20 protein-coding genes are annotated in these 23,957 nt (G+C 61.9%); 10 read left to right on the top strand and 10 right to left on the bottom strand.

What is annotated here, in order from left to right; genetic code table 11:
* Together ATN84_RS21300 and ATN84_RS21295 are read left to right on the top strand one after the other, a co-directional pair.
* Positions 1–804, top strand: coding sequence for an NAD(P)H-dependent oxidoreductase (locus ATN84_RS21300; protein ID WP_068884523.1), 804 nt, complete (start codon positions 1–3; stop codon positions 802–804).
* 259 nt (positions 805–1,063) lie between these two features.
* Positions 1,064–4,390: an autotransporter outer membrane beta-barrel domain-containing protein gene (locus ATN84_RS21295; protein ID WP_068884522.1), complete on the top strand. Its 3,327-nt coding sequence runs from the start codon at positions 1,064–1,066 to the stop codon at positions 4,388–4,390.
* A 42-nt stretch (positions 4,391–4,432) separates the two neighbouring features.
* Here the strand turns inward: ATN84_RS21295 and chrA are convergent, their stop codons facing one another.
* Positions 4,433–5,674 carry a chromate efflux transporter gene (gene chrA, locus ATN84_RS21290; RefSeq protein WP_068884521.1) on the bottom strand — a complete coding sequence of 414 codons (1,242 nt, stop codon included), beginning with the start codon at positions 5,672–5,674 and terminating at the stop codon, positions 4,433–4,435.
* Between the two features lie 57 nt (positions 5,675–5,731).
* Positions 5,732–6,844 (bottom strand): endonuclease/exonuclease/phosphatase family protein, encoded by a 1,113-nt coding sequence (locus tag ATN84_RS21285; RefSeq protein ID WP_068884520.1) that lies wholly within the window; start codon positions 6,842–6,844, stop codon positions 5,732–5,734.
* Between the two features lie 214 nt (positions 6,845–7,058).
* On the opposite strand from ATN84_RS21285, the gene ATN84_RS21280 reads away from it, so the two are divergent.
* The 4 genes from ATN84_RS21280 (at position 7,059) to kdgD (ending at position 11,240) form a co-directional block, all read left to right on the top strand.
* A complete protein-coding gene (locus ATN84_RS21280) occupies positions 7,059–8,330 on the top strand; it encodes an MgtC/SapB family protein (protein ID WP_068884519.1) in 1,272 nt (423 codons plus the stop codon).
* 22 nt (positions 8,331–8,352) lie between these two features.
* Complete coding sequence (locus ATN84_RS21275; protein WP_068884518.1) at positions 8,353–9,336, top strand: zinc-dependent alcohol dehydrogenase family protein; 984 nt, start codon at positions 8,353–8,355, stop codon at positions 9,334–9,336.
* A 163-nt stretch (positions 9,337–9,499) separates the two neighbouring features.
* Positions 9,500–10,222 (top strand): FadR/GntR family transcriptional regulator, encoded by a 723-nt coding sequence (locus ATN84_RS21270; RefSeq protein ID WP_068884517.1) that lies wholly within the window; start codon positions 9,500–9,502, stop codon positions 10,220–10,222.
* Between the two features lie 94 nt (positions 10,223–10,316).
* Positions 10,317–11,240 (top strand): 5-dehydro-4-deoxyglucarate dehydratase, encoded by a 924-nt coding sequence (gene kdgD, locus ATN84_RS21265; protein ID WP_068884516.1) that lies wholly within the window; start codon positions 10,317–10,319, stop codon positions 11,238–11,240.
* A 90-nt stretch (positions 11,241–11,330) separates the two neighbouring features.
* Here kdgD and ATN84_RS21260 read toward each other — a convergent pair whose 3' ends face one another.
* Genes ATN84_RS21260 through ATN84_RS21250 form a run of 3 tightly spaced genes read right to left on the bottom strand, consistent with a single transcriptional unit; the run spans position 11,331 to position 13,987 of the window.
* Complete coding sequence (locus ATN84_RS21260) at positions 11,331–12,110, bottom strand: ABC transporter permease (protein WP_068884753.1); 780 nt, start codon at positions 12,108–12,110, stop codon at positions 11,331–11,333.
* Positions 12,110–12,958: an ABC transporter ATP-binding protein gene (locus tag ATN84_RS21255; RefSeq protein ID WP_068884515.1), complete on the bottom strand. Its 849-nt coding sequence runs from the start codon at positions 12,956–12,958 to the stop codon at positions 12,110–12,112. Before ATN84_RS21255 ends, ATN84_RS21260 begins: the two co-directional genes overlap by 1 nt.
* A 9-nt stretch (positions 12,959–12,967) precedes the next feature.
* Complete coding sequence (locus ATN84_RS21250) at positions 12,968–13,987, bottom strand: ABC transporter substrate-binding protein (RefSeq protein ID WP_068884752.1); 1,020 nt, start codon at positions 13,985–13,987, stop codon at positions 12,968–12,970.
* 275 nt (positions 13,988–14,262) lie between these two features.
* Here ATN84_RS21250 and ATN84_RS21245 point away from each other — a divergent pair, with 275 nt between their 5' ends.
* Positions 14,263–14,499: a helix-hairpin-helix domain-containing protein gene (locus ATN84_RS21245; protein WP_068884514.1), complete on the top strand. Its 237-nt coding sequence runs from the start codon at positions 14,263–14,265 to the stop codon at positions 14,497–14,499.
* Between the two features lie 201 nt (positions 14,500–14,700).
* On the opposite strand, the gene ATN84_RS21240 is transcribed toward ATN84_RS21245, so the two are convergent.
* Genes ATN84_RS21240 through ATN84_RS21220 form a run of 5 tightly spaced genes read right to left on the bottom strand, consistent with a single transcriptional unit; the run spans position 14,701 to position 19,760 of the window.
* Complete coding sequence (locus tag ATN84_RS21240; protein ID WP_068884513.1) at positions 14,701–15,966, bottom strand: ABC transporter substrate-binding protein; 1,266 nt, start codon at positions 15,964–15,966, stop codon at positions 14,701–14,703.
* 39 nt (positions 15,967–16,005) lie between these two features.
* Positions 16,006–16,842, bottom strand: a complete 837-nt coding sequence (locus tag ATN84_RS21235; RefSeq protein ID WP_068884512.1) for a carbohydrate ABC transporter permease — start codon at positions 16,840–16,842, stop codon at positions 16,006–16,008.
* Positions 16,839–17,783: a carbohydrate ABC transporter permease gene (locus ATN84_RS21230; RefSeq protein ID WP_068884511.1), complete on the bottom strand. Its 945-nt coding sequence runs from the start codon at positions 17,781–17,783 to the stop codon at positions 16,839–16,841. The genes ATN84_RS21235 and ATN84_RS21230 overlap by 4 nt, the downstream gene beginning before the upstream one ends.
* Positions 17,776–18,930, bottom strand: a complete 1,155-nt coding sequence (locus tag ATN84_RS21225) for an ABC transporter ATP-binding protein (protein WP_068884510.1) — start codon at positions 18,928–18,930, stop codon at positions 17,776–17,778. Before ATN84_RS21225 ends, ATN84_RS21230 begins: the two co-directional genes overlap by 8 nt.
* Positions 18,927–19,760, bottom strand: a complete 834-nt coding sequence (locus ATN84_RS21220) for a metallophosphoesterase family protein (RefSeq protein WP_068884509.1) — start codon at positions 19,758–19,760, stop codon at positions 18,927–18,929. Before ATN84_RS21220 ends, ATN84_RS21225 begins: the two co-directional genes overlap by 4 nt.
* 344 nt (positions 19,761–20,104) lie before the next feature.
* Between ATN84_RS21220 and ATN84_RS21215 the strand changes: the two genes are divergently transcribed.
* From ATN84_RS21215 to ATN84_RS21205, 3 genes are read left to right on the top strand one after another with little or no spacing between them, the layout of a single operon-like run.
* Complete coding sequence (locus ATN84_RS21215; protein ID WP_068884508.1) at positions 20,105–21,052, top strand: MurR/RpiR family transcriptional regulator; 948 nt, start codon at positions 20,105–20,107, stop codon at positions 21,050–21,052.
* Positions 21,049–22,023 (top strand): isoaspartyl peptidase/L-asparaginase family protein, encoded by a 975-nt coding sequence (locus tag ATN84_RS21210; protein ID WP_068884507.1) that lies wholly within the window; start codon positions 21,049–21,051, stop codon positions 22,021–22,023. The genes ATN84_RS21215 and ATN84_RS21210 overlap by 4 nt, the downstream gene beginning before the upstream one ends.
* Positions 22,024–22,038: 15 nt before the next feature.
* Entirely contained in the window at positions 22,039–23,940 is a 1,902-nt protein-coding gene (locus ATN84_RS21205) for a dipeptide ABC transporter ATP-binding protein (protein ID WP_068884506.1), read from the top strand.
* Positions 23,941–23,957 lie beyond the last annotated feature (17 nt).

Here is a 23,957-nt window from a genome sequence, read left to right as displayed (position 1 = left end):
ATGAAAGTTCTACTTGTTTTCGCCCATCCCGAACCGCGCTCGCTCAATGGTGCGCTGCGCGATATTGCCGTCGATGAACTCAAGGCCCAGGGCCACGAGGTGCAGGTGTCGGATCTCTATGCCGAGGGCTGGAAATCCGAGGTCGATCGTGCGGATTTCCCTTCACTGGCGCCGGATGCACGGTTCAAACCGGCCAAGGCATCCGGCGAGGCCCTGGCGGACAATTCGCTGACACCCGATGTCAAAGCCGAACAGGAGAAGATCCTGTGGGCCGATGTCCTGATCCTGCAGTTTCCTCTCTGGTGGTTTTCCATGCCGGCGATCCTCAAGGGCTGGATCGACCGCGTCTATTCCTACGGCTTCGCCTATGGCGTCGGTGAGCACAGCGACAAGCGATGGGGAGACCGCTACGGCGAAGGCACCCTGGCCGGAAAGCGGGCGATGCTGATCGTAACCGCCGGCGGTTGGGAGGAACATTATTCGGCCCGCGGGGTCAACGGCCCCATTGACGACCTGTTGTTCCCGATCAACCACGGCATCCTCTATTATCCGGGCTATGATGTGTTGCCACCTTTCGTGGCCTACAAGGTCGACCGACTCGACGACACAGGTTTCGAAACGATGGCCGAGCACCTGCGCGAGAGGATGCGCACGCTCGGCACCATCGCGCCCATCCCCTATCGGCAGCAGAACGCCGGCGATTATCTGATCCCGAGCATGCAGCTTCGACCTGAGCTGGGCGATCCGCGCGAAACCGGCTTCACGCTTCATCTGAACAAGGCAATTAAAATCGCAGCCGAATAATACAATGGTCGGTTAGATCTGATACTCTTGCGGGCGGTCCCGCTTCGCAAACCGGAACCGCCCGCAATTTATTGCCATACAACGATATACGGCCCAATTAATGGCGTTGACGCCGGGCGAATATTTAAAAATAGTTTATTTTTTACGGCCTGAGGCCGATATTTCATTGGGAGGACAAACCTGTTTTCCTGGCTACACGCCAGTCTATTTCCAAATATTATTTATAACTAATATTTTAATTCTACTACAGGTTGGCGAAATGAGATTTTTTGCGGCTTTCTTGCTTTCAATTCCCGCCTTTCCGGCTATGGCGCTGGAAAATCAGATTATCTACAACCCGCAAGGTACTGCGGTTTTCGAAGTGCGATTCTTTGACAAGGACGATGGCCCGTTTGCAGGCGATCCAGACATTCCAGATGACGCTTATAAATCTTCATGGAACCAGAATGCACAGCAAAAAGAGAAAGTCCTTGCCGCCTTAGGCTACTGGGCGGAGATCATCAAGCCTCAACCAGGCCATCTCCCGGCGATCATCAACGTCGGCACCTATGATGACGAAGGCGCTTCAGGCGGAAGCAGCTATACGTCCTACGATCCCTCCAGCCTCACAAAGCTGCAGGCAGCACTGCAAGGAGAGGACCCAGGTGAACGGGATTTCGGTTCCGATGCCCAGTTCGCCCTCGGGAAAATGCCCTTCGAGACAATTCCTTATATGCCGTCACAACTTCCGCGCTCCAGTGATACCGACCTTGCCGCTGTCGCTTTCCACGAATTGGCTCATGGTCTCGGAATTTTAAGCGGAATCGATGATTGGAATGATAAGGCTACCCCCTATTTTGGCCCTACGATCGGCAGCTGGGCCGAGCATTTGCGCGACGACAATGGCAGACCTAGCAGGCCTAGCCAGGCTGTTTTGTGCTCAAAGTGCAATAACCCCTATGACCCGGATGCCTTCGATGTGCGCAAGGACCAGGGCTATTTTGCCGGAGACCGTGTCAATGAAGTCCTCGTTGGGGCGATGCCCGGTGTTCCGGTGAACATATTGGCGCACACTTTTGCCGGGGATTTCCTTGATCCCGATTATATGAGCCATAGCGAGCTGAAAAACAGCCTAATGAGCCATCAGTCTTATCGCAACTACACCAATTTCATGGAGGCCGAGCTCGCCGCGCTGCAGGATATGGGCTACACGATCGACCGGCGCAATTTCTACGGCTATTCGATCTATGGCGACGGCAAGACTCTGGTCAACGATCATGGTTTCTTCCTGCGTAACACGGAAGGCACCGCCTATATCCCCGGCCGGTACAACATCGCTACGCTCGGCCTCGGGCTGCATATCCATGGCAGCCATAGCGAGGTGGTTCAACGCGCCGATCTCCTGACCATGGGAGCAGGGGGTGCCGGCGTCCGCATCGATGGCGAGGACAATGGCTTCACCGTGCGGCCGGGTACACGGATTTATGCCGACGGGATCAATGGTCGGGGCGTAATGTTCACGTATGGCAAGGATCATGATTTCATCCAGCGCGGCGACATCCAGGCGCTAGGCGAAGGCGGCATCGCTGCCAGCTTCGATTTCGGCAACAACATTCTGGGAAATAATAGAAGCGAGTATCGCGGCTCCTTTATTGATACCTTTCAGGGACAACCGATCCCGCTTCTCGATGAGCTGAATGGTGCACTGGTCGATGAGGTCTACATTAGCGGCCGCCTGGCCGGCAGCCAGGCGGCGATCTACATCTCGTCGAACGCGCTGGTGAATCGCATCAACGTCCTGCGAGGCGCCAGATTGGAGGGCGATACCATTTCGCTCTATGACCAGCAGGATGAGAACGGCAAGCAACGCCTGACCGAAATGACATTCGGGCTGCTGGCCGACGAAGACGGGATTGCGATCGACGACGCCGATCCTCGGTTCACCTTCATTTACAACGACGACATCAAGGGCATCACCAATCTGAAGCTCAAGGCCGCCGGCGGCTATACCGAGCTCAACGGCAATCATCAGATCTATGGCATGGAGATCGTGCCGGGCGCGACGCTTGCCGGCAGTAGCAACTATAAGCTGAACGATGCCGGCAGCGGCTTCGTCAACAATGGTGCCGTGACACCGGGCGGCATCGGCTCCATCGGCCGCACTGATATTGTCGGCGGCTACACGCAGGAAAGCACCGGTGAGCTGCTGATCGATGTGAGCGGCAAGGACGCCTATGACGTTCTCACCGTCAGCGGTAATGCCGCGCTGGACGGGCGGTTGACACTGGCGCTGGCGCCGACACGGGGCTGGTACGCCAATGGCTGGACGATCGGCAATATCCGCCCGCTGCGGGCCGGCTCCATCACCGGCGCCTTCGGCACAGTGGAGGGCGGCCAATTGACGTCACCGACGTTGACATTGCAGGCCTCACCGCAAGGCGCGGACAGCTATCAGCTGACAATCGACCGCAAGGCTAATGCCTACAGCCAATATGGTCGTGACGACAACACGCGGCAGGCCGGCCAGGCACTGGACAAGATCGTCGCGCAAGCAGGGCCGGGCATGCAGCCGCTCTATAGCGCTCTCGATTTCTCGGCCACGGACGGAAGCACGGTCGCAAGCGCGTTGAACGTGCTCTCGCCGGCGGGTTACAGCGCGATGTTTGCCGCCTCCGTCGATCGCGAGCGGCAGATCACCGACAGCGTCACCTCCGGCGCACTCGTGGCGATCATTCCACAGGCGGGAAAGGAAGGCGGATGGCGCGCCTTTGCCGTGCCGTTCGGCAGCGGCTTTGATCAGAAACGCGGAGACGCAGTCGTCGGCTATGACGGCTCCGGCTATGGTCTGGTGTTCGGAGCAGAACGGCAGGCGGCCGATTATCCGGATCTGGTGCTGGGCTTCCACGGTGCTTTCAGCCAGCAGACGATCGTTGTGAAGGCGCCGGAAACCGGCAAGGGAGAAGTCAACGCCTTCGATCTCGGCCTGCACGCGCGTTATGCGGAAGACCCGCTGGCGGGCGTCTGGCTGTCCGGCCTTGCCCGGATGGGGATCGAGGACGCCAGCATGACACGCCCTTTCAGCTTCAACGGCTATAGTGGCAGAGGAGAGGCCGACTGGACTGGCTACAGCACCACGCTTGCCGCCGCCGGCGGCTACCGCTGGGCGCTCAGCGGCACCATAAGCCTCGGTCCGGTCGCCGGACTGAGCTTCACGCATCTGTCGCGTCCGTACCTGACCGAGCACGGCGATGCCGGCCGCCTATGGCTGGGCGAGACCGATTTCAATTCGCTGCGTTCCAGCCTGGGGATGAACGGCAGCTTCGATGTGCCGCTGCCGTCGGGTTCCATGGTGAAGGCTTCCGCACAGCTCACCTGGGACCACGAATTGCTGAACAAGGAACTGGCGCAGGAGGCTGGCTTTGCCGGCTATCCCGGTGCCGGTTTCGAAACCCGCAAGCGGATCGGCGAGCGGGACGCCTTCCGGGTTCAAGCGGGATTGAGCTATGACGTCAGCGCCGACCTGACGCTCGCCGCCAGCATCGGCAGCACCCTGTCGCGCGCCGGTCACGATCTTTCCGGCACGATTTCCGCCACCCTCCGGTTCTGACAGCGCTCGGCTGCGATCCACACACCAGCCCGTGGCCCGAAATCAGGGCCCCGGTGCTGCTCCAACGGAGCCAATAAGCACACCGCCCGCCGCCGCGACCAGGACGACGATCCATGGCGGCAACTTCCATGCCATGAGCAGGACAAAGCAGGTAATCGCCAGCGCGAATTCGTACGGGCCGACAATGGCGCTGGTCCAGACCGGGTTATAGAGCGCGGCTCCCAGAATGCCGACGACCGCCGCGTTGGCGCCGCGCATGAGCGCCTGGGCGCTCGCCCGCGCACGGAACGCATCCCAGAACGGAATGATTCCGATCAGCAGCAGAAGCCCCGGCAGGAACACCGCGACAAGGGCGATGGCAGCTCCCGGCAGGCCGTTGGGTTCGGGCCCAAGCACAGTGCCGAGATAGGCGGCGAAGGTGAACAGCGGGCCTGGCACGGCCTGCGCCGCGCCATAGCCGGCCAGGAACTCACCGGCCGATACCCAGCCGGGCCGCACCACTTCCGCCTCGAGCAACGGCAGGACGACATGGCCGCCGCCGAACACCAGCGATCCCGCACGATAGAACGCGTCGAAGACCGCCAGCCCCTGGCTGGAGATGGCCGCGGCGATGATCGGTATACCGATCAAGAGGATAAAGAAGGCGGCAAGCGCCGCAGCACCCGCGGCGCGCGAGACGGGAAAGCGCACATGCCCGGTGATCGCTTCACCCGAAGTCCGGCACAGCCAGAGACCGACAAGGCCGCCAACGACGATCGCCGCTATCTGTCCGAGCGATCCCGCCAGGAGAACCACGATGAGCACGGCTGCGAGCGCGATGGTGGCGCGCTCCTTGTCGGGGCAGAGGTTTTTCGCCATGCCCCAGACCGCCTGGGCGACGATGGCGACGGCCACGACCTTGAGCCCATGGATGATGCCGGAGCCGACCGGCCCGCCGAACCAGGCCGCACCGAACGCGAAAAGCACGAGCAGGATTGCCGAAGGAAGAGTGAACGCGGCCCAGGCAGCGGCGGCGCCCAGCGGTCCGCCACGCACCAGGCCCAGCGCGAAACCGGTCTGGCTCGATGCCGGGCCGGGCAGGAACTGGCAGAGCGCCACGAGATCGGCATAGCCCTTCTCGTCTATCCAGCGCCGGCGCACCACCAATTCGTCGCGGAAGTAACCGAGATGCGCGATCGGTCCGCCGAAGGAAGTCAACCCAAGCTTGAGGAAGGCGGCGAAAACTTCGGCCGCGCTCCCCTTCCGCTCGCCCATATCCCCGGTCGCCATAGCCGCATCACTCATATCTTGCCACCTCGCCCGCGCGAACCTATCGAATAAATGACCAAGCGCCAAGAACTCCTAGATGTCGAGATCGACCCACAGCGCGGCATGGTCCGAGCCCGCCTCCTCGGGGCGTTTCAGCTCATCATAGACATTCCACTTCTTCGGCCGCACGCCCGGCCACATTCCCTTGCGGAAAATGCCGCCGGCGACGACCTTGGCATAAAGCGCGGGCGAGAGCAGTATATAGTCGATCTTGTTGGCTGCGGTGCAGGAGCCATAAGTGCCGGGATAACCGCCATCATCGAAGGCAACGTGCTCGAATATATCGGTCAGATCGGTGTTCTCGATCAGCGGCTTGAGTGGAGCGCTGCCGGGCGTGTCGTTGAGATCGCCGATGACGGCTATATATTCGACGCCCTGGCCGATGAGGCCTTCATAGATTTCGGCGATCCGCCGAGCCTGCGCCTTGCGCCTGGCGTCGGATGCGGCCTTGCCGCCATAGCCCTTGCTCTTCAGATGATTGACCATGACGACGAGACGCGCACCTCCCGGTGTCGTGATCTCGAACTCGGGACAATCGCGGGAGAAGACCGGCTCACCATTTGGAAGAAGATCGTCCACATGGCTGCGCATTGCGCCGATCGGATAGCCCTCGCGGCTCATCAGCCCGACATCGATGCCGCGCTCGTCATTGCCATCGATCACCATGACATGGCGAAAGGGCGCGCCACCTATGGCGGAGAGGATTTCGCGATTGAAGGCGGAGAGAACCGGCCGGCTTTCAGCCTCGACCACGCCAAGCACGTCGGCGCCGAGGTCGCTCATCACCCGGGCCGTGTTGCGCATGGCATGCTCGTTGATCGGCTCGTCGCGGAGCTCCAGGGAACCGACCCAATCGGCGCGCCCTCCGGCGGTGATCTCTATTCCGCCCGTCTTCGGCCGCTTGAGCAGGCCTCCGCGATTGCGACGCAGGAGAACGAACGGCCCGGTATCGGATTTCTCCAGCCCGAGTTCGATCATCAGCGTCGCCATCTTCGCCCTGTCGCCGCCGCCATAGCTCACCTGTCCGAGCAGACCGTTGAGCGCCGCGAAGCGGTCGAGAACGGGACGGCCTTCTTCCCAGCTTCCAAGGTTCATAGCCTTGGCGCGGTCAAACAGGTTTTCGACATTGTAGACAGCGAGCCGCATGCGATCTTGCCTCCGAAATGGGGATGGTCGCATCGTTCCATTTCAATCATGCGACAGATGCGTAACGTCTCTTTCTATTCGTCTTGACTGGCGTCAAAGCGGCATTGCACAAAAACCGACAGGATTTTATTTTTTGCCGAAAGGAAGAAGATTTGATGAAAAACGCATATTTCTCATCCACCTTCGTCCGCATCTCGCCCGCTGATGCAAGCAGATGGAAACGCTGATCGCCAAGCTCGGCCTGGCGCTCGCCATCGGTCTGCTCGTCGGCCTCGAACGCGGCTGGCGCGAGCGGGACGCACCTGATCACAGCCGCACCGCCGGTATCCGCACCTTCGGCATCTCCGGTCTCCTGGGTGGGATATTCGCGGCACTCGGCGGCGCGCTCGGCTCCACCGCGGTGCTCATCGCCGGCTTCCTGGGTTTCGCGGTCATTTTCGCGTGGTATAAATCCCGCGAAGCTACCCGTGACGAGGATTTCAGCGTAACGAGCGTTGTCGCGGCACTCTGCGTTTTCGCGCTCGGAGCGCTGGCGGTCGCGAGCGATGTCAGCGCGGCGGCCGGCGGCGGGGCGGGACTGGCGGCAATCCTTGCCAGCCGGGAATTGCTGCACGGCCTGTTGCGGAAGCTGACATGGGTCGAGCTTCGCTCCGCGCTGACACTTGCCGTCATGACCGCCGTCATCCTCCCGCTTCTACCCGATCGCCCCATCGACCCATGGGGCGGCCTGAACCCGTGGCAAATCTGGTTCTTCACCGTCCTTGTCGCCGCGATTTCCTTTCTCGGCTATATCGCCGTGCGCGTTTTTGGCGAGACCCGCGGCCTGCTCGTCAGCGTTCTGGCCGGCGCCCTTGTCTCGTCTACCGCCATGACCCTGGCGCTGGCGCGCACCGCCAAAGGCCATGCACGCCCCCTGCCCTTTTCCGGCGCGGCCTGCCTGGCCGCCATGGTTTCGATATTACGCGTTTCGGCGATCGTCGCCATCATCGAACCCCGGGTTCTCGCCACGATCGCCGTGCCGGTGCTCGTCGCTTCAGCCTGCTTCGGGCTCGGCGGCGCATTCATGCTGATGCGCGGCAGCGACGAAAGCATCTCCGGCGCCACGGCCCGCAACCCTTTCGAACTAGGTGCGCTCCTTCTCTTTGCGCTCCTCTTCGCGGTGGTGGCAACGGCGAGCGCCGCGCTATCGGGAGCCTTCGGCACAAGCGGGTTGCTGGCAACAACCGCGCTTTCCGGCGCCTTCGACGTGGATGTCGCGGTACTGGGCGCCCTTCGCCTGGTCAAGCAATCCGTTTCCGCCGAAGTGGCGGGCATCGCCGTGCTTGCGGCACTCCTCACCAACGGGATCGTCCGGCTGGCTCTTGCCATGGCCGCCGGCCCGCTGCGGTTCTCAATGCCGCTCGCGGCATTCAGCCTGCTGGCGGGTGCAGCCGGATACGCTTGCCTGCTGATCTTTTCGTCTTCGATCGCATCATTCGCAGGATAATCGGGATGAAGGACCAGCCGTCATGAAGGCCATGATACTGGAAGAAGTGGGCAAGCCGCTGGTCTATACCGAACGTGCGGACCCGCTGCCCGGGCGCGGCGAATTAAGGCTCGGGGTCGAAGCCTGCGCGGTCTGCCGCACTGATCTTCATGTGGTCGACGGCGATCTGAAGAACCCGAAGCTGCCGCTCGTGCCGGGACACGAGATCGTCGGCATCGTTGATCGGGTCGGGGAAGGCGTCGATCGGGCAAGAACCGGCCGCCGCGTCGGCGTGCCCTGGCTCGGCCACACCTGCGGCGCATGTTCCTTCTGTCTTTCGGGCGCGGAAAACCTTTGCGACCGGCCCCTGTTCACCGGCTATACGCGCGACGGCGGCTTTGCCAACCATGTCGTGGCCGATGCGGATTTCGCCTTCGATCTCGATCCGGAAGCCGATCCGGTCTCGCTCGCGCCGCTTCTCTGCGCGGGGCTGATCGGCTGGCGGTCGCTCAAAAAGGCCGGGAACGGAAAGCGGATCGGGCTCTACGGCTTCGGCGCAGCCGCCCATATCATAGCGCAGGTCTGCGTCTGGCAGGGGCGTGAGGTCCATGCCTTCACCCGGCCGGACGATGTAGCGGCGCAGCGCTTTGCCCTGGACCTCGGCGCAGCCTGGGCAGGCGGCTCCGACAGGCCACCGCCGGTGCCGCTGGATGCAGCCATCATCTTCGCTCCGGTCGGGGCGCTCGTTCCGGCGGCGCTGAAAGCCGTGCGCAAGGGCGGACGGGTGGTGTGCGGCGGCATTCACATGAGCGACATTCCGTCGATGCACTATTCCATCCTGTGGGAGGAGCGCCAGCTCGTGTCGGTGGCCAACTTGACCCGCGCGGACGCGACCGAGTTCTTCCCCTTAGCCGCAAAAGCCGGCGTGCGCACGCACACCATCCCCTACCCGCTGGAACGCGCCAATGACGCACTGTCGGATCTGCGCGCCGGCCGCCTCAAGGGCGCGGCCGTGCTCGTCCCTTGAATGCCACGGCAATTCGATGCAACGATGATCTTGTATGACATCGTATTTGGCAATTGCCTCAAATTTCCCTCGGCGCGAATATGTGATAACCAATTGGCGCACCCTGCCGGTTCTGACGGCAATGAAGGATGATCCTACGCGACTGGGCGCGAGAGTGGAACGAATGGCAGACTTTGGAAAAAAAGAAACGCTTACGGATCAACTCGTTAAGGAAGTCGCGCAGCGGATTGCCGCCGGCCGCTACAAGCGCGGAGATAAGCTTCCGACCGAACAGGAGCTGATTGCCGAATTCAATGTCAGCCGCACCGTGGTTCGCGAAGCGGTTTCCAACCTCAAGGCCAAGGGCCTGGTTCAATCACAACAGGGTGTCGGAGTGTTCGTTCTCAAGGATATCCCCTCGAATGCCTTCCGCATCGAGGAAGAAAACCTTGAACTGGTGGAAGAAATCCTGAGCGTTATGGAACTGCGCATCAGCATAGAGCTGGAAGTGGCGGCACTTGCGGCCATACGCCGGGACGATGAGGATCTCGGGAAAATGCGGGACGCGCTCGACCTGATGCAGGAGACGATATCCCGCGGTGAGAGCTCCATTCATCCCGACCTGGCTTTCCACCGGGCGATCGCCGGCGCCACGAAGAACAAGCATTTTCTATCTATTTTCAACTATTTGGGCGAGGTGCTCATTCCGCGCGCGCGGATGCAGACGCACAAGCTCAACGGCGCGACCCAGCAGGAATATCTCAAGCGGATCAGCCAGGAACATCAGCAGATCTACCTCGCCATCAGAAATCAGGACCCCGATGCCGCGCGCGCGGCGATGCGGCTGCATCTGGGCAGCAGCCGCGATCGGCTGCGCCTTGCCATGGAGAAGCCGTCCAGCGGCTGAACCGAGCGAGCACGGAAGGAATATCGATCCTGACTTGTATGATGACATATGACATGATAGGCAGGGATCAACGTGGTTTGCTCCAGAGGATATTATGGATCTACAGGCTCTCAAGCAGGCGATCGGTTCGGGATTGCTTTCCTTCCCGGTCACGCATTTCGACGACAATCTGCAATTTGACGAGGCACGGTATCGCCGACATATCGAATGGCTGGCCGGTTATGACGCCGCCGTCCTTTTCGCCGCCGGCGGTACAGGCGAGTTCTTTTCCCTGAACCCGTCCGAAATACCGGATGTCGTTCGCGCCGCGAAAGTCTCCGCGGGCAAGACGCCGATCATATCAGGCACGGGTTACGGTACCGCTCTGGCCGTCGAAATCGCCAAATCCGCCGAAAAAGCCGGCGCCGACGGGCTGCTGCTCCTGCCGCCCTATCTCATGTTTGCCGAACAGGAAGGCCTGATCGCGCATGTCAGGGCCGTCTGCCAGGCGGTCGGCATCGGCGTCGTCGTCTATAATCGCGACAATGCGATCCTGACGGCGGACAGCCTGGCCAGGCTTTGCGACGAGTGCCCCAATCTGGTCGGCTTCAAGGACGGCGTGGGCGATGTCGACAAGGTGATCGAGATCACGACCAAGCTCGGCGACCGGCTGGTCTATGTAGGCGGGATGCCGACCCACGAGGTCTACGCCCAGGCCTATTTCGCCGCCGGCGTCACCACCTATTCTTCCGCCGTGTTCAACTTTGTGCCGGAACTCGCCCAGACGTTCTATCGGGCACTGCGTAGCGGCAACCAGGCGGTTGTCGACCAGATCCTGAAGGACTTCTTCTTTCCGCTGGTGGCGCTGCGCAACAGGAAGAAGGGCTATGCGGTCTCCATCATCAAGGCAGGCCTGAAGGTTCTGGGCGAGAACCCCGGACCGGTGCGCCCGCCCCTCACCGACCTGACCGCCGATGAATGCGCGATCCTCAAGCGCCTGATCGAGGTGAATGGCGTGACAAGGATCGCCGCCGAATAACCGCTTGACCGTTTGAGATAGGTCCGGCTCCCACTCTTCTCGGATTTGCTCAAAAGGCGGAGGGCGACTGATCGCTCTCCGCCACACTTTTTAGTTAGCCGGCTTCGGTCGCCAAACGAGAAGGCGGTTCTCCACCAGGCTGACAACCCAATCGACAAGCAGCACGAAGAATGTCAACACGACCATGCCGGCGAAAACGCCCGTGACATCGAAGACGCTTTCCGCTTCGTGGATGAGATAGCCGAGCCCGGCTGCCGAACCGAGATACTCGCCGACCACGGCGCCGACCACGGCGAAGCCGACGGAGGTGTGGAGCGAGGAAAACATCCACGACATCGCCGAAGGCAGATAGACATGGCGCAAGAGCTGGCGCCCGTTCATGCCGAGCATCCGGGCATTCGAAAGAATGGTGGGGCTCACTTCCTTGACGCCCTGATAAACGTTGAAGAAGACGATGAAGAAGACCAGCGTCACACCGAGCGCCACCTTGGACCAGATGCCAAGGCCGAGCCAGAGCGCGAATATCGGCGCGAGCACGACACGCGGCAGGGCATTGGCGGCTTTCACATAGGGGTCGAAAACGGCCGCGAGCAGGGGCTTGCGCGCGAACCAGAAGCCGATGATCACGCCGCCTACGGAGCCGATGATGAAGGCGAGCGCGGCTTCCGTCAGCGTGATGCCGAGATGATACCAGATGGAACCGTCGGCGAACCAGTCGATGATCCTCTGGCCCACCGCAATGGGTTCGCCGAAGAAGAAGCGGATGTTCTTGGGATCGCCGAAAAGCGTTGTCGTCGACGCGACGTGCCAGACGATGAGCACGATCACCGCCACCGACAGTTGCAGCAGGAACAATATGCGCTTGTCGATCATTGCCGCTCTTCCACCTGTCTGTAACCCTTGAGCACTTCTTCCTTCAGCGCGTTCCAGATTTCGCGATGTATCTCCTGGAACTGCGGCTCCGACTTGATGTCGGCTATCTCGCGTGGGCGCGGCAGGGGAATGGTGTAATCCCCGATGATCCGCGACGACGGGCCCGCCGACATGATGATGACCCGGTCGGCAAGGCTGATCGCCTCGTCGAGATCATGGGTTACGAACATCACCGCCTTGCGGTCGGCCGACCACAGATCGAGCAGGAGATCACCCATGATGAGCCGCGTCTGCGCATCGAGCGGTCCGAAAGGCTCGTCCATCAGGATGATCTTGGGATCGCGGATCAATACCTGCGCCAGGCCGACGCGCTTGCGTTGGCCGCCCGAGAGCATGTGCGGATAACGGTCGCAAAAGGCGGCGAGCCCCACCTTGCCCATCCAGGCGCGCGCTTTCTCCAGCGCCTCGCGGCGCGGCGTGCCCGCGATCTCGAGCCCGATCGCCACATTGTCGATCGAGGTCTTCCAGGGCATCAGCGAATCCTGCTGAAAGAGATAGCCAGCATGCCTGTTCAGTCCGGTGTGATCCTTGCCGAAGATCCTGACGCGCCCCTCAGCCGGGACAAGAAGACCGGCTGTCGCATTGAGCAGCGTGGACTTGCCGCAGCCGGTCGGCCCGACGATCGCCACGAATTCGCGGTCCTTTACCTTCAGCTGTGTCTGTCCGACGGCCTCATAGCGTGTGCCGTCGGTCATCGGAAACGCAATGGCGACATCCTGCAGCTCGACGGCATGGGATTGCGAATGCCCGCCTCCCCCGCCCTGGGGCTCCTGCTCGATCTTCATTGACACCGCTTATCCCTGGACGAAGCGGCCGTCGAAGGTCGCCGCGAGGTCGACATCGGCATTGGCGAATTGCGGATCGAGTGTCTTCAGCGTGTTGAGCACGGACTGCATGCCTTCCATGGTAAGCACACCGTCGAGGGAATAGGTCGGCATCGAGTTCTTGACCGCCTGCAAATAGAGCGGCCTGTCACCCAGGAGATATTCCGCCGGCACCGTATCGGCGATCTCGTCGGGCGAGGCCGCATGGATCCATTTCAGGGATTTGGTGAAGGCTCTGACCAATGCCCGCGACGTATTGGGGTTCTCGTCGGCGAATTCCTTCTTGACGTAAAGCACCGCCGCCGGGTTCGAGCCGCCGAACAGCGCCTTCGTGCCCTCCTCTGTGCGCGTGTCAATGACAACCTCGATATCGCCGTCGGCTTCGAGCTTGGCGATAACCGGATCGAGGTGGGAAATGATATCGACCTGCCCCTGCTTGACGGCAGCGACCGCGCTGGCACCGCCGCCGACGCCGATGAGCGGTGCATCGCTCGCCTTCAGCCCGGCCTTGACCATGGCATATTGCGCGGTGAGCGCCGTCGAGGAGCCCGGCGCGGTGACGCCGATCTTGTATCCGGCGAAATCGGCGGGCGACTTGATCTTGTCCGCCAGTTCCTTGCGCACGGCAATCACGATGGCCGGGAACCGCCCGAGCTCGCACAGGGCGCGGATATCTTGACCTTTGACCTGCATGCGGATGGTGTGTTCATAAGCGCCGGTGACCGCATCCACCGATCCGCCGATCAGCGCCTGCAGGGATTTCGAGCCGCCGCCGAAATCGTTGACCGCAACATCGAGCCCTTCTTCCTTGAAGAAGCCGCGGCGCTCGGCGATCGTCAGCGGGAGATAGTAAAGGAGGGGCTTGCCGCCGACGCCCAGTGTCAGGCTGGTCTTCTCGAGCGCCCCATCGGTCTGCGCCAGGGATTTGACATTCGAGGCGCCCAATACGGAAAGGGCCGCAGCTCCCATCAGGAAATGACGACGTTGCATGTATTCCTCCACTTTGTTTTTCGCGGAAATCAGGCCGAATGCCGCGATATTTTTCGGCTTTTTTGAAAAGGTTAGCGCAATTTTCGGCGGAAAAATCGCGCAATTTGAATCGAAAGTTGCTCTAACATTGGTTTTCCGGCAGTGCAAGGCGCGGAAATTTCGGCATATTCCTTATACGCCGTGCATCCGTTACGACGCACACGTCCAGCTTCCACGCACATGTTTCCCTATGATAGTCTCGTCTGGCTACAGATGCAGACGGAGGAAGAGTTAACGTGCAACCCTGCGACAAGGAAAAGACAGCCCAATTCGACTATTCCCGTCTCGGCAAGTCATTCTCGGTGTTGTCAAAACCTGCCCAACGCGCATTGATCAACAACGGTATTTTCACCACCAGTGACCTCGCCAAGTGGACCCGCGCGGACCTCGCGAAGCTCCATGGCATCGGGCCGTCCGCGTTTCCAAAGCTTGACGGCATCCTCGGTGCTGATGGCTTGGCGTTTAAGAGATAAGCTCGTCAGAATGCTCGCTGAACGCCTGTAGTGGGCTTGCTCGTCACCCTTGAAACTGAAGTCTTTCGGAACGTGCCGGGAAATGAGCCGAACTTCGCCGCAAGAACTCGGCTTGATAAAAAAGAGACCAGCCGAATCGCCGGTCTCTCTGTCGATCGGTTGCCGCCGTATATGGCGAAGCAATTTGATCAGGTATGGCGCTCAGCGCCGCGGCAGTAGCCTCTGCACCTCATCGGCCGCATCGGCCAGCGCTTCATCCGGCGTCGCCGATTGCTCTACGACGCGCGAGAGATTGTCGACGATGGTCTGCGTCACCTTCACGCCGTTCGTTCCGGGAAAGGCATACCATGGGATCATCAGGTTCATCTGGCTGAGGCCGGCTTTGAACAGCGGGTTCTTCTCGTAGAAATCGGCGAGATATTCATCCGATTTCGCGGCAAGCTCGTTGTTCGGCACGTAGCCCGTTCCCGGCACGACCACGGAAGCGCCGTAGGGGCCGGCGGCGAATTTGGCGAATTTCCAGGCGGCGTCCTGCTTCGCCGTATCCCTGGTGAGGATCACGACAGCATTGCCGCCCGTCGGCAGCCTGCCCTTTTCAGGATCGAGCAGCGGTATCTGCGCCGTGCGCAGATCAAATTTGTCACCGACATTCTTGATCGTGTTGCGCAATGCGCCCGTCGTCTGGAAGGCGAAGCCCACCTTGCCGGCGACGAAGGCCTGCTCGCCCGCCTGCTTGGTGAAAACCGGCATGCCGCCTTCCTTGACCATCCGGCTGACCAGCTCGACCGCGGCCTTTCCCTCCGGGCCATTGAAGGCGACCTTCTTTTCATCAGGAGAGAGCATCGTGCCGCCGGCGCCGAAAAGCAGCGCGGAGAACATCCAGTCGTCGCCCTGCCAGCGGAAATCGATACCGTCATTGCCGTTGCCGAGCGCCTTGATCTTGCCGCCAAGCGCGATGACCTCGTCCCAGGTCTTCGGCGGCTGATCGGGATCGCCGCCCGCGGCGCGCACCAGATCGGCATTGTAATACATGATCGGATTGGACGTCGCGAAGGCGAGGCCGACCTGCTGATCGCCGACCCGGGCCAGGCGCAGGATATGGTCGCTGAAGCCCTGCTCCGCCATATTGCCATCCCTGGTGATGAACGGCTTGAGATCGACATTCACATTGCGCTCGGCGAGCATCCGCAGCCGGTTGAGGCCGATAAAGGTGATGTCGGGTGATTCCGACGTCCCGGCCTGGCGCATTATGGTCTGGATGCCCTCTTCATAGGTCGCCGACGGGCTGACGAAGTTGATGCGGATATCCGGGTTTTCCTCCATGAACTTCCTGGAGATGACGTCCATCACATCCTTGAAGAATCCAGGCATCGGATAGTGCACATTGAGTGTCGTCTCGGCGAAGGCCGGCACGCAAAGCCCCGTCGCGATCGCCGCTGCGGCAATCGTCTTTCGCAAGAAGTGCATGGTTCTCTCCTGAGTTAGCACAAGTTGTCGATCGGCTGGTCAGCCCTTCAGGCCTGTCAGCGTGATGCCTTCGATGAAGCGGCGCTGCGCCGCCAGAAATGCCGCCACCAACGGCAGCGTCACGACGAGCGTCGCGGCCATCAGCGCTCCGTAATCGTCGCCTGCCTCGGCGGCGCGGAAGAACAGAAGGCCGAGGGGCGGCGTGGCACGTTCGGTGCTGGTGACGACGATCAGGGGCCAGAACAGATCGTTCCAATGCGCCACGACCGAGAAGATCGCGAAGGCCGTTACCGCCGGCCAGGCATTGGGAACGATGACGCGGCTGACGATCGCCGCCTCCGACATGCCGTCGAGCCGGGCGGCGGAGATCAGATCGTCAGGCATCGCGCGGAAGAACTGCAGGAACAGAAAGATGCCGAACACCGAAATGAAGAACGGTGCCGAAAGGGCGAAATAGCTGTTCAGCATGCCTGTCTTGTTCAGGGCCACATAGATTGGCAAAGCGGTCGCATGGATGGGGACGAGCAGTCCCAGCATGACCAGCGTCATCATCGTCTGCGCCGCCCGGAACTTCAGCTTCGCCATGGCGTAGGCGCAGGGGATGGCGATGACGACCTGCACGAAGAAGATCAGCGCGCAGACGAAAACGCCGTTGAAAAGAAGCTGCAGCATCGGCACGCGCGAAAACGCCTTGCCGAGGTTCTCCCAAAGGGCCCAGTGGTGCGGCCAGAGCGACAGTGACGAGGAGAAGATCTCCTCGCGCGATTTCGCCGCCGTCGAAAGCATCCAGATATAGGGCGCCAGGAAGACGAGCGCTCCCAGAGAGAGGAGGGCGAGGCGCAGGTTGCGCGGTGAAATGAGTGACAGCAGGCTCATGCGTAATGCACCTTCCGGTCGACAACCCTGTACTGAAGGATCATCAGGACGATGAGCACGGCGAGGAAGATGACCGTCATCGCCGAGGCATAGCCGACGCGCAGATAGACGAAGCCCTCCTGATAGATCGTCCACAAAAGCACTTCCGAGCTCTTGTTCGGCCCGCCCTCGGTGAGCGTCTTGACGGTCTCGAACACCTTGACGGCATTGATGATGCTGATGGTGGTGACGAAGAGCGTGGTCGGTCCGAGCATCGGCCAGGTAACGAGCCGGAAGCGTTCCCAGCTGCTTTTGGCGCCATCGACCTGCGCCGCCGCATAGAGCTCGCGCGGAATGGCGGTAAGCCCAGCGAGAAACAACACCATGTTGAAGCCGACCGATTGCCAGACGCCGATGATGGCGAGGCTGATCAGGACGGTGCTGCTGCTTCCCAGCCAGTTCGGGCCGGCGATGCCGAGCATCGACAAAATAGCATTCACCGGGCCGATGGTGGGGTGAAGCAGATATTGGAACACCGTCGCCATGGCGACGAGCAGCGAAGCAACCGGGAGAAAATAGGCGGTACGGAAAAACGCCCGCCCACGCGTCTCGCTTTCGATCAGCAGGGCGACACCCAAGCCGATCAGAACCGAAAGGGGCGCGACGATTGCCGTATAGAGCGTGGTATTCTTCAGCGAAATCAGAAAGGTGCGGTCGCCGAAGAGCTCAGCGTAGTTTTCGAAGCCGATGAACTGGAAATCGTCATAGCCCAGCTCGTAATTGGTCAGGCTGAAGACGAAGACCGCCAGGGTCGGCAGCAGCACCAGCAGCAGGATGAGCATAATGGCTGGCGCGGCCAGTTGCCAGGCCACACGCTCTTCTCGTTTCGCCGCACGCGCAGCCGCCTGACGGGCGGGCGACTGCCCCGACGGTCCTGTAATGACGGCCGCGATCTCAGACATGGGCCATCTGCTTGATCGGAGTGCGCAGGGGAACACGCAAACCATCCTTGCCGAAGACAAGGCAGGCGCCAGGATCGACCTCGAGCGTAACCGGCATGCCGGCGGCGACATGCGCGACATCCTGCGGCGCGGCTTTCATGGTGAAGCTGCCATCGCTGCCATCGATCCGCGTGAACACGATCACTTCCGAACCCAGGAATTCAAGACGCGAGACGATAGCCGGGATGCCGCCTCCACCAGCCGGGCGCAGCTTGATCCGCTCCGGCCTGATCGCGATCTGCACGGGCGTGCCGACCGGCCCGGCGACGCCCTCCACCAGAACGTTGCCGCCCAGAACGACGGCGCCGTTCTCGGATGTGACGGCATCCAGCACATTGATGCGCGGGCTGCCGATGAACTGCGCCACCTCGATATGTCTGGGATCGTCATAGATGCGCGATGGTTCGTCGATCTGCAGAAGCTTGCCGCCCATCATCACCGCTACGCGATCCGCCATGCTGAGCGCCTCGGCCTGATCGTGCGTGACATAAAGCGTCGGCACGCCAGCACGCCGGTGCAGCTCGACGATTTCGGCACGGGTATGCACACGCAGATTCGCGTCGAGATTGGAAAGCGGCTCGTCCATGAGAAAGACGCCGGGCTGGCGCACCAGCGCCCGCGCCAGGGCCACGCGCTGGCGCTGGCCGCCCGACATATGACCGGGCTTGCGATCAAGCAGATGGTCGATCCTGAGACTGGCCGCCGTCGTGGCGACCTGCTGCCGGATCGCCACCTGCCGCTCGGCACGGCCGGGGATGAGGCGTCCGACGAACGGCATGCGCTCCAACGCGGAGAGGTTGCGCATCGTCAATGGCACCGCGATGTTTTGCGCCGCCGTCAGATGCGGATAAAGGGCGTAGGACTGGAACACCATCGCGACATTGCGGTCGGCGGGATGTTCGGCGGTGATATCGCGACCACCCATCGAGACACTGCCGTCATCGCCATGGTCGAGCCCGGCCGCGATACGCAGCAGGGTCGACTTTCCACAGCCCGAAGGCCCGACCAGCGCGATGAACTCCCCCTCCCCGGCCTCGATCGTGATGTCGTCGAGAATCCGCGAAGGACCGTAACTTTTTGAGATGTTCTTGAGGGAAAAAGCACTCATACCGCTGCTTCTTTCACCTCCGGCCGGGCGCGCGGATAAACTTCCTCGACTACGTCGTCGAGCACGAAAGGAGATAGTTCCGCGATTTCGACGATTTCGGTCTGGATATCGTCCGCGAAAGTGTGGACAGCGGCGCCCAATATTCTCTCGCCGGGCATTTCGCGTTCCATGTCGCCGACGATGAAGGAGGACGCGGGCGCCCAGACCAGGCTGGTATCACGCAGCCGGCCGGTCCAGGCGCGATGCAGATGGCCGCTGGCGTGCATGGCGATGTCGTACCGGTCGAAGAGGTCCAGCAGTTTCTGCCGCGCCATCGGCCGGACGCCCCAATAGCCGGTATCGCCCTCTTCGGGCATGTCGACGAATAAGGGCTTGTGGGCGAAGATGGCGATGCGGCGGCCCGCGGCGCTTGCCAGCGTATCCGCCAGCCAGGCGAACTGTTCGCCTTCTTCCGCATTGTCCATGCCGAAAACAAGGCTGTTGAGGCCGATCAGACGCCAGTTGTCGGTATCCTGAAACCAGAATTCCGGCCCCACCAGCCTGCGCCAGCGCTCCAGGCGCTCCGCATCGACCGGCTGGGCCTCGTCATGCATGTGGCCGATATCGTGATTGCCCGGCACGCTGAGCACGGAAACGGGAAGCGCGTTGAGCAGCTTCACGGAATAGGCCAGATCCTCCTCGGTGCCCGCGCCATCCACCGACAGATCGCCCGTGTGGATCACAAGTTCCGGCTTCTCGCCGGCGATCCAGTCGGCCAGCGGCTGCCAGTTGCTGTGGAAATGGGTCTTCGACGGGCTGAGGTGAGTGTCGGTAATCTGGATGATCCGCACGGGTCTGCTCTCTCGCGATAATTCGGAATGCCAATGAACCGCGCGACCGGGAGATGTCCGGCTCCATCGCGATCCAAAGCGTGCGCTTCTCTAGGCCCGCAAGATGACAGCAGCGTCTCATATCAATGACAGTTCGATGACCATGCACCGCAGGGCACATTCCATACGGCACTGAAAAGTCGGCTTCCCAGGCTTTGCCCGAAAAGCGATCACGCCGATCCAGTGTGCAAAAAATAGCAATCCCCCTTGCGCACGATAAAAAAATATCGTTAGTAATCTCAAAATGAAAATTTTTAGTCATCCGCTGGCTGAACCGGCGGAGGCGAGGTGGAACAAAACTCAAGATGGCGACGCTTCCCGGCAACCCCTCCATAGCGCAGCGTATCGCGCATGCCGCGCTGTCGCCGTCACACCGCCAGATCGCCGATTACGTGCTCGATCATCCCCTGCGGGTCGCCGCCATGCCGATCGATGAACTGGCGGCCGCGACCGGCGTTTCGGTCGCCACCGCCAATCGTTTTGCCCGGGCGCTCGGTTTTGAGGGTTATGCACAGTTCCGTGCCGCGCTGGTGCTGGGCTTCGAGGCAGCGCTGGCGCCGGTGGAGAAGCTGCGCAGCAAGCTGGACCAATCGGCCGGTGTTGCCGATGTCTTTACAGCGACACTCGCCGATATGGCTGGCAATATCGAACGGACCCGGCAGGGACTTGATCCCAACGAGTGCGCCCGCGCCGTCGACGCCATCCTTGCCGCGCGGCGGATTTTCATCATCGGCTTCGGTTCGAGCAGTTGGCTTGGCGGCCTGCTTCTACGCAATCTCGAACTCTATTGCGAGAATGTGCAGTTGCTCGCGAATGTCGAAGGATCGTCCTACGCCGCGCGCGCCCTTCATCGCCTGAAGCCCGACGATCTGGTGATCGCCATCGCTTTTCCTCGCTATTTTTCCGATACGGTGCTGCTCGCACGACGCGTACACGAGGCAGGAATAGGTCTTCTGGCGCTGACCGACGGCCCCAATTCGCCCATCGCATCGCTCTCAAGCATCGCGCTCTATGGCAATACAGACAGCCAATATTACGCCAGCTCCGACGCAAGCTCGCTGGCGCTGATAGAGGCGCTGAACAGCGCCGTGGCCCATGCTTCGGGCGCATCGGTCAGGGCGGCGCAACAACTCACCGAGGCCGTGTTGCCCTGGTTTCATGGCAACCATGCCGACGGGCTGCGTCCTGTGGCCGAAAGATCGGCCGCCAAGAAGACGGGCCCCACCACATCCTCCCGCAAGGAACCGGAATGATCACTAAACAACCCGTTATCGCCATTCATGGCGGCGCCGGCACGCTCACCCGCGCAGCCATCGAGCCTGCCCAGGAAGCCGCCTATCATGCCGCGCTCGCCGAAATCCTCGCCGAGGCGCAGCAGGCGCTGAGCGACGGTGCGGCGGCGCTTGACGTGGTCGGGCGCGCGGTGCAGCGGCTTGAGGACAACGCGCTCTTCAATGCCGGGCACGGCTCCGTGTTCACCCGCGCCGCCACCCATGAACTCGATGCGGCGGTGATGGACGGCGCGACATTGCGTGCGGGCGCCGTCGCCGGTGTCAGCCATATCCGCAACCCGGTTCTGGCCGCGCGCGCGGTTCTCGACCAGGGCGACCATGTGCTGATGGCGGGCAGCGGCGCGGAAGCCATGGCACGCGAGATGGGGCTGGAGATGGTGGAACCCCGCTATTTCTCCACCGAATTCCGGCGTGAGCAGCTTCACCGCGTCCAGGGCACGACAACGGCCGTTCTCGACCATGACGGCGGCGGCAAGCCGCTGGACGAGGACCGTAAATTTGGCACAGTCGGCGCGGTCGCGCTCGACGCCCACGGCAATCTCGCCGCCGCCACCTCCACCGGCGGAATGACCAACAAGCGGCCGGGGCGCATCAGCGATTCCGCGCTGATCGGCGCCGGAACCTATGCCGATAACCGGACGGCCGCGGTTTCCTGCACCGGGCACGGCGAGGCGTTCATCCGCACGGTCGCCAGCCATGATCTTTGCGCGCGCATGGCCTATGCGGGCGCGACACTGGACGAGGCGGCGCGGCAGATCGTGATGGAGATTTTGCCGCCGGTCGGCGGGCGCGGCGGCCTGATCGCGGTCGATGCGAAAGGCAATGTCTCGCTGCCCTTCAACACCGAGGGGATGTATCGCGGCTATGCCCGTGTCGGTGAGGTTCCTCACACGGCTATCTTCGCGCATCCGTCCGGCACCTCTTCGTTCTGATCGAGTGGATCATCCATGTCTTCTTCCGCAACCCTGACCGCTCCCCTAGCCGCTCGTCCGCCTGTCCTGGCCGAAGGACAGGTGCTGGAGGTCAAGGACCTCACGGTGCGCTTCTCCACGTCGGAGCGCACGGTGACGGCTGTGCGCGATCTCTCCTTTAATGTCGCACGCGGTGAAACCCTGGCGATCGTCGGCGAGTCCGGCTCCGGCAAGTCGGTCACCTCGCTCGCCCTGATGCGGCTCGTGGAGCATGGCGGCGGGCGCATCGCTTCCGGAGCCATGACTTTCCGCCGCCGTTCCGGCGCGGTGCTGGATCTGGCGCGGGCGAACAATGCGACGATGCGCTCCATTCGCGGCGCCGATATCGCCATGATCTTCCAGGAGCCGATGACGTCGCTCAACCCGGTCTTCACCGCCGGCGACCAGATCGCCGAGGCGATCCGCGTGCACCAGGGCAAGAGCGCGAGCGCCGCGCGGGCGGAAGCGCTCCGGATGCTGGACCTGGTGCGAATCCCCGAGGCGCGCAACGTGCTCGACCGTTATCCGCATCAGCTTTCCGGTGGCATGCGTCAGCGCGTGATGATCGCCATGGCGCTCTCCTGCAAGCCCTCGCTGCTGATCGCCGACGAACCGACCACCGCGCTCGACGTCACCATCCAGGCGCAGATCCTGCAACTGATCCGCATGCTGCAGGAAGAGATGAAAATGGGCGTGGTGTTCATCACCCACGACATGGGCGTGGTCGCCGAGGTGGCCGATCGCGTACTGGTGATGTGTCGCGGTGACAAGGTGGAGGAAGGCCGGTCCGAAACGGTGTTCTCCTCACCAGGGCATCCCTATACCCGCGCGCTTCTGTCGGCCGTGCCCAAACTTGGCGCGATGACCGGGACGGACGCCCCCCGCAAATTCGACCTGCTGCGTGTAGATAGCAACGCTCCCGCCGAGGAAGCCACGCCTCAAGACAAGGTGAAACAGGGTGCGGCACCCATCCTGCGGGTGAAGGATTTGGTGACGCGCTTCGACATGCGCGGCGGCATCCTGAACCGCGTGACGCGGCGGGTCCATGCCGTCGAGAAGGTCAGCTTCGATCTCCATCCCGGAGAAACATTGTCGCTGGTGGGTGAATCCGGCTGCGGCAAGTCCACCACCGGCCGTTCGCTGCTCCGTCTCGTCAACAGCCAGAGCGGCGTGATCGAGTTCGACGGCCGCAACATCCTCGACCTGCCGAAGAACGAATTGCGCAATCTCCGGCGCAACATCCAGTTCATCTTTCAGGATCCCTTCGCCTCGCTCGACCCGCGCGTCACAGTCGGCTTCTCTATTCAGGAGCCGCTCCTGGTGCACGGCACGGCCAGCGGCCGCCAGGCGCGGGAACGGGTCGAATGGCTGCTGGAAAAAGTCGGCCTGTCGCCCGCCCACGCCCAGCGCTACCCGCATGAATTTTCCGGCGGTCAGCGCCAGCGCATCGCCATCGCCCGCGCATTGGCGCTGAACCCGAAAGTCGTGATCGCCGACGAGGCGGTCTCGGCGCTCGACGTCTCGATCCAGGCGCAGATCGTCAATCTGATGCTCGACCTGCAGCGCGAGCTCGGGGTCGCCTATCTCTTCATTTCGCATGATATGGCGGTGGTCGAGCGTATCAGCCATCGCGTGGCGGTGATGTATCTCGGCCAGATCGTCGAGATCGGCCCACGCCAGGCGATCTTCGAGAATCCGCGGCACCCCTATACGAAGAAGCTGATGGCCGCCGTCCCCGTTGCCGATCCGGCGCGCCGGCACCTGCGCCGAGAGCCTGCCACCGACGAGTTGCCAAGCCCCGTCCGTACCATCGGCGACGAGCCCGTGGTCGAGCCTCTTGTCGAGGTCGGCCCCGGCCATTTCGTCGCCCGTCACCCCGTCGGCGTCTTCGGTCGCTGATGCAATTTCAACCGCTA

It is taken from the genome of Paramesorhizobium deserti, assembly GCF_001558695.1.
GTDB classification, from domain to species: domain Bacteria; phylum Pseudomonadota; class Alphaproteobacteria; order Rhizobiales; family Rhizobiaceae; genus Paramesorhizobium; species Paramesorhizobium deserti.
The sequence above is the reverse complement of the archived record's forward strand: the minus strand, read 5'-3'. Positions and strand labels throughout refer to the sequence as shown.

Excerpts from the sequence above, each read along its gene's own strand:
- ATN84_RS21300 (WP_068884523.1), top strand. The coding sequence starts at position 1 with ATGAAAGTTCTACTTGTTTTCGCCCATCCCGAACCGCGCTCGCTCAAT.
- ATN84_RS21295 (WP_068884522.1), top strand. The coding sequence starts at position 1,064 with ATGAGATTTTTTGCGGCTTTCTTGCTTTCAATTCCCGCCTTTCCGGCT.
- chrA (WP_068884521.1), bottom strand. The coding sequence starts at position 5,674 with ATGAGTGATGCGGCTATGGCGACCGGGGATATGGGCGAGCGGAAGGGG.
- ATN84_RS21285 (WP_068884520.1), bottom strand. The coding sequence starts at position 6,844 with ATGCGGCTCGCTGTCTACAATGTCGAAAACCTGTTTGACCGCGCCAAG.
- ATN84_RS21280 (WP_068884519.1), top strand. The coding sequence starts at position 7,059 with ATGGAAACGCTGATCGCCAAGCTCGGCCTGGCGCTCGCCATCGGTCTG.
- ATN84_RS21275 (WP_068884518.1), top strand. The coding sequence starts at position 8,353 with ATGAAGGCCATGATACTGGAAGAAGTGGGCAAGCCGCTGGTCTATACC.
- ATN84_RS21270 (WP_068884517.1), top strand. The coding sequence starts at position 9,500 with ATGGCAGACTTTGGAAAAAAAGAAACGCTTACGGATCAACTCGTTAAG.
- kdgD (WP_068884516.1), top strand. The coding sequence starts at position 10,317 with ATGGATCTACAGGCTCTCAAGCAGGCGATCGGTTCGGGATTGCTTTCC.
- ATN84_RS21255 (WP_068884515.1), bottom strand. The coding sequence starts at position 12,958 with ATGAAGATCGAGCAGGAGCCCCAGGGCGGGGGAGGCGGGCATTCGCAA.
- ATN84_RS21250 (WP_068884752.1), bottom strand. The coding sequence starts at position 13,987 with ATGCAACGTCGTCATTTCCTGATGGGAGCTGCGGCCCTTTCCGTATTG.
- ATN84_RS21240 (WP_068884513.1), bottom strand. The coding sequence starts at position 15,966 with ATGCACTTCTTGCGAAAGACGATTGCCGCAGCGGCGATCGCGACGGGG.
- ATN84_RS21235 (WP_068884512.1), bottom strand. The coding sequence starts at position 16,842 with ATGAGCCTGCTGTCACTCATTTCACCGCGCAACCTGCGCCTCGCCCTC.
- ATN84_RS21230 (WP_068884511.1), bottom strand. The coding sequence starts at position 17,783 with ATGTCTGAGATCGCGGCCGTCATTACAGGACCGTCGGGGCAGTCGCCC.
- ATN84_RS21225 (WP_068884510.1), bottom strand. The coding sequence starts at position 18,930 with ATGAGTGCTTTTTCCCTCAAGAACATCTCAAAAAGTTACGGTCCTTCG.
- ATN84_RS21215 (WP_068884508.1), top strand. The coding sequence starts at position 20,105 with ATGGCGACGCTTCCCGGCAACCCCTCCATAGCGCAGCGTATCGCGCAT.
- ATN84_RS21210 (WP_068884507.1), top strand. The coding sequence starts at position 21,049 with ATGATCACTAAACAACCCGTTATCGCCATTCATGGCGGCGCCGGCACG.
- ATN84_RS21205 (WP_068884506.1), top strand. The coding sequence starts at position 22,039 with ATGTCTTCTTCCGCAACCCTGACCGCTCCCCTAGCCGCTCGTCCGCCT.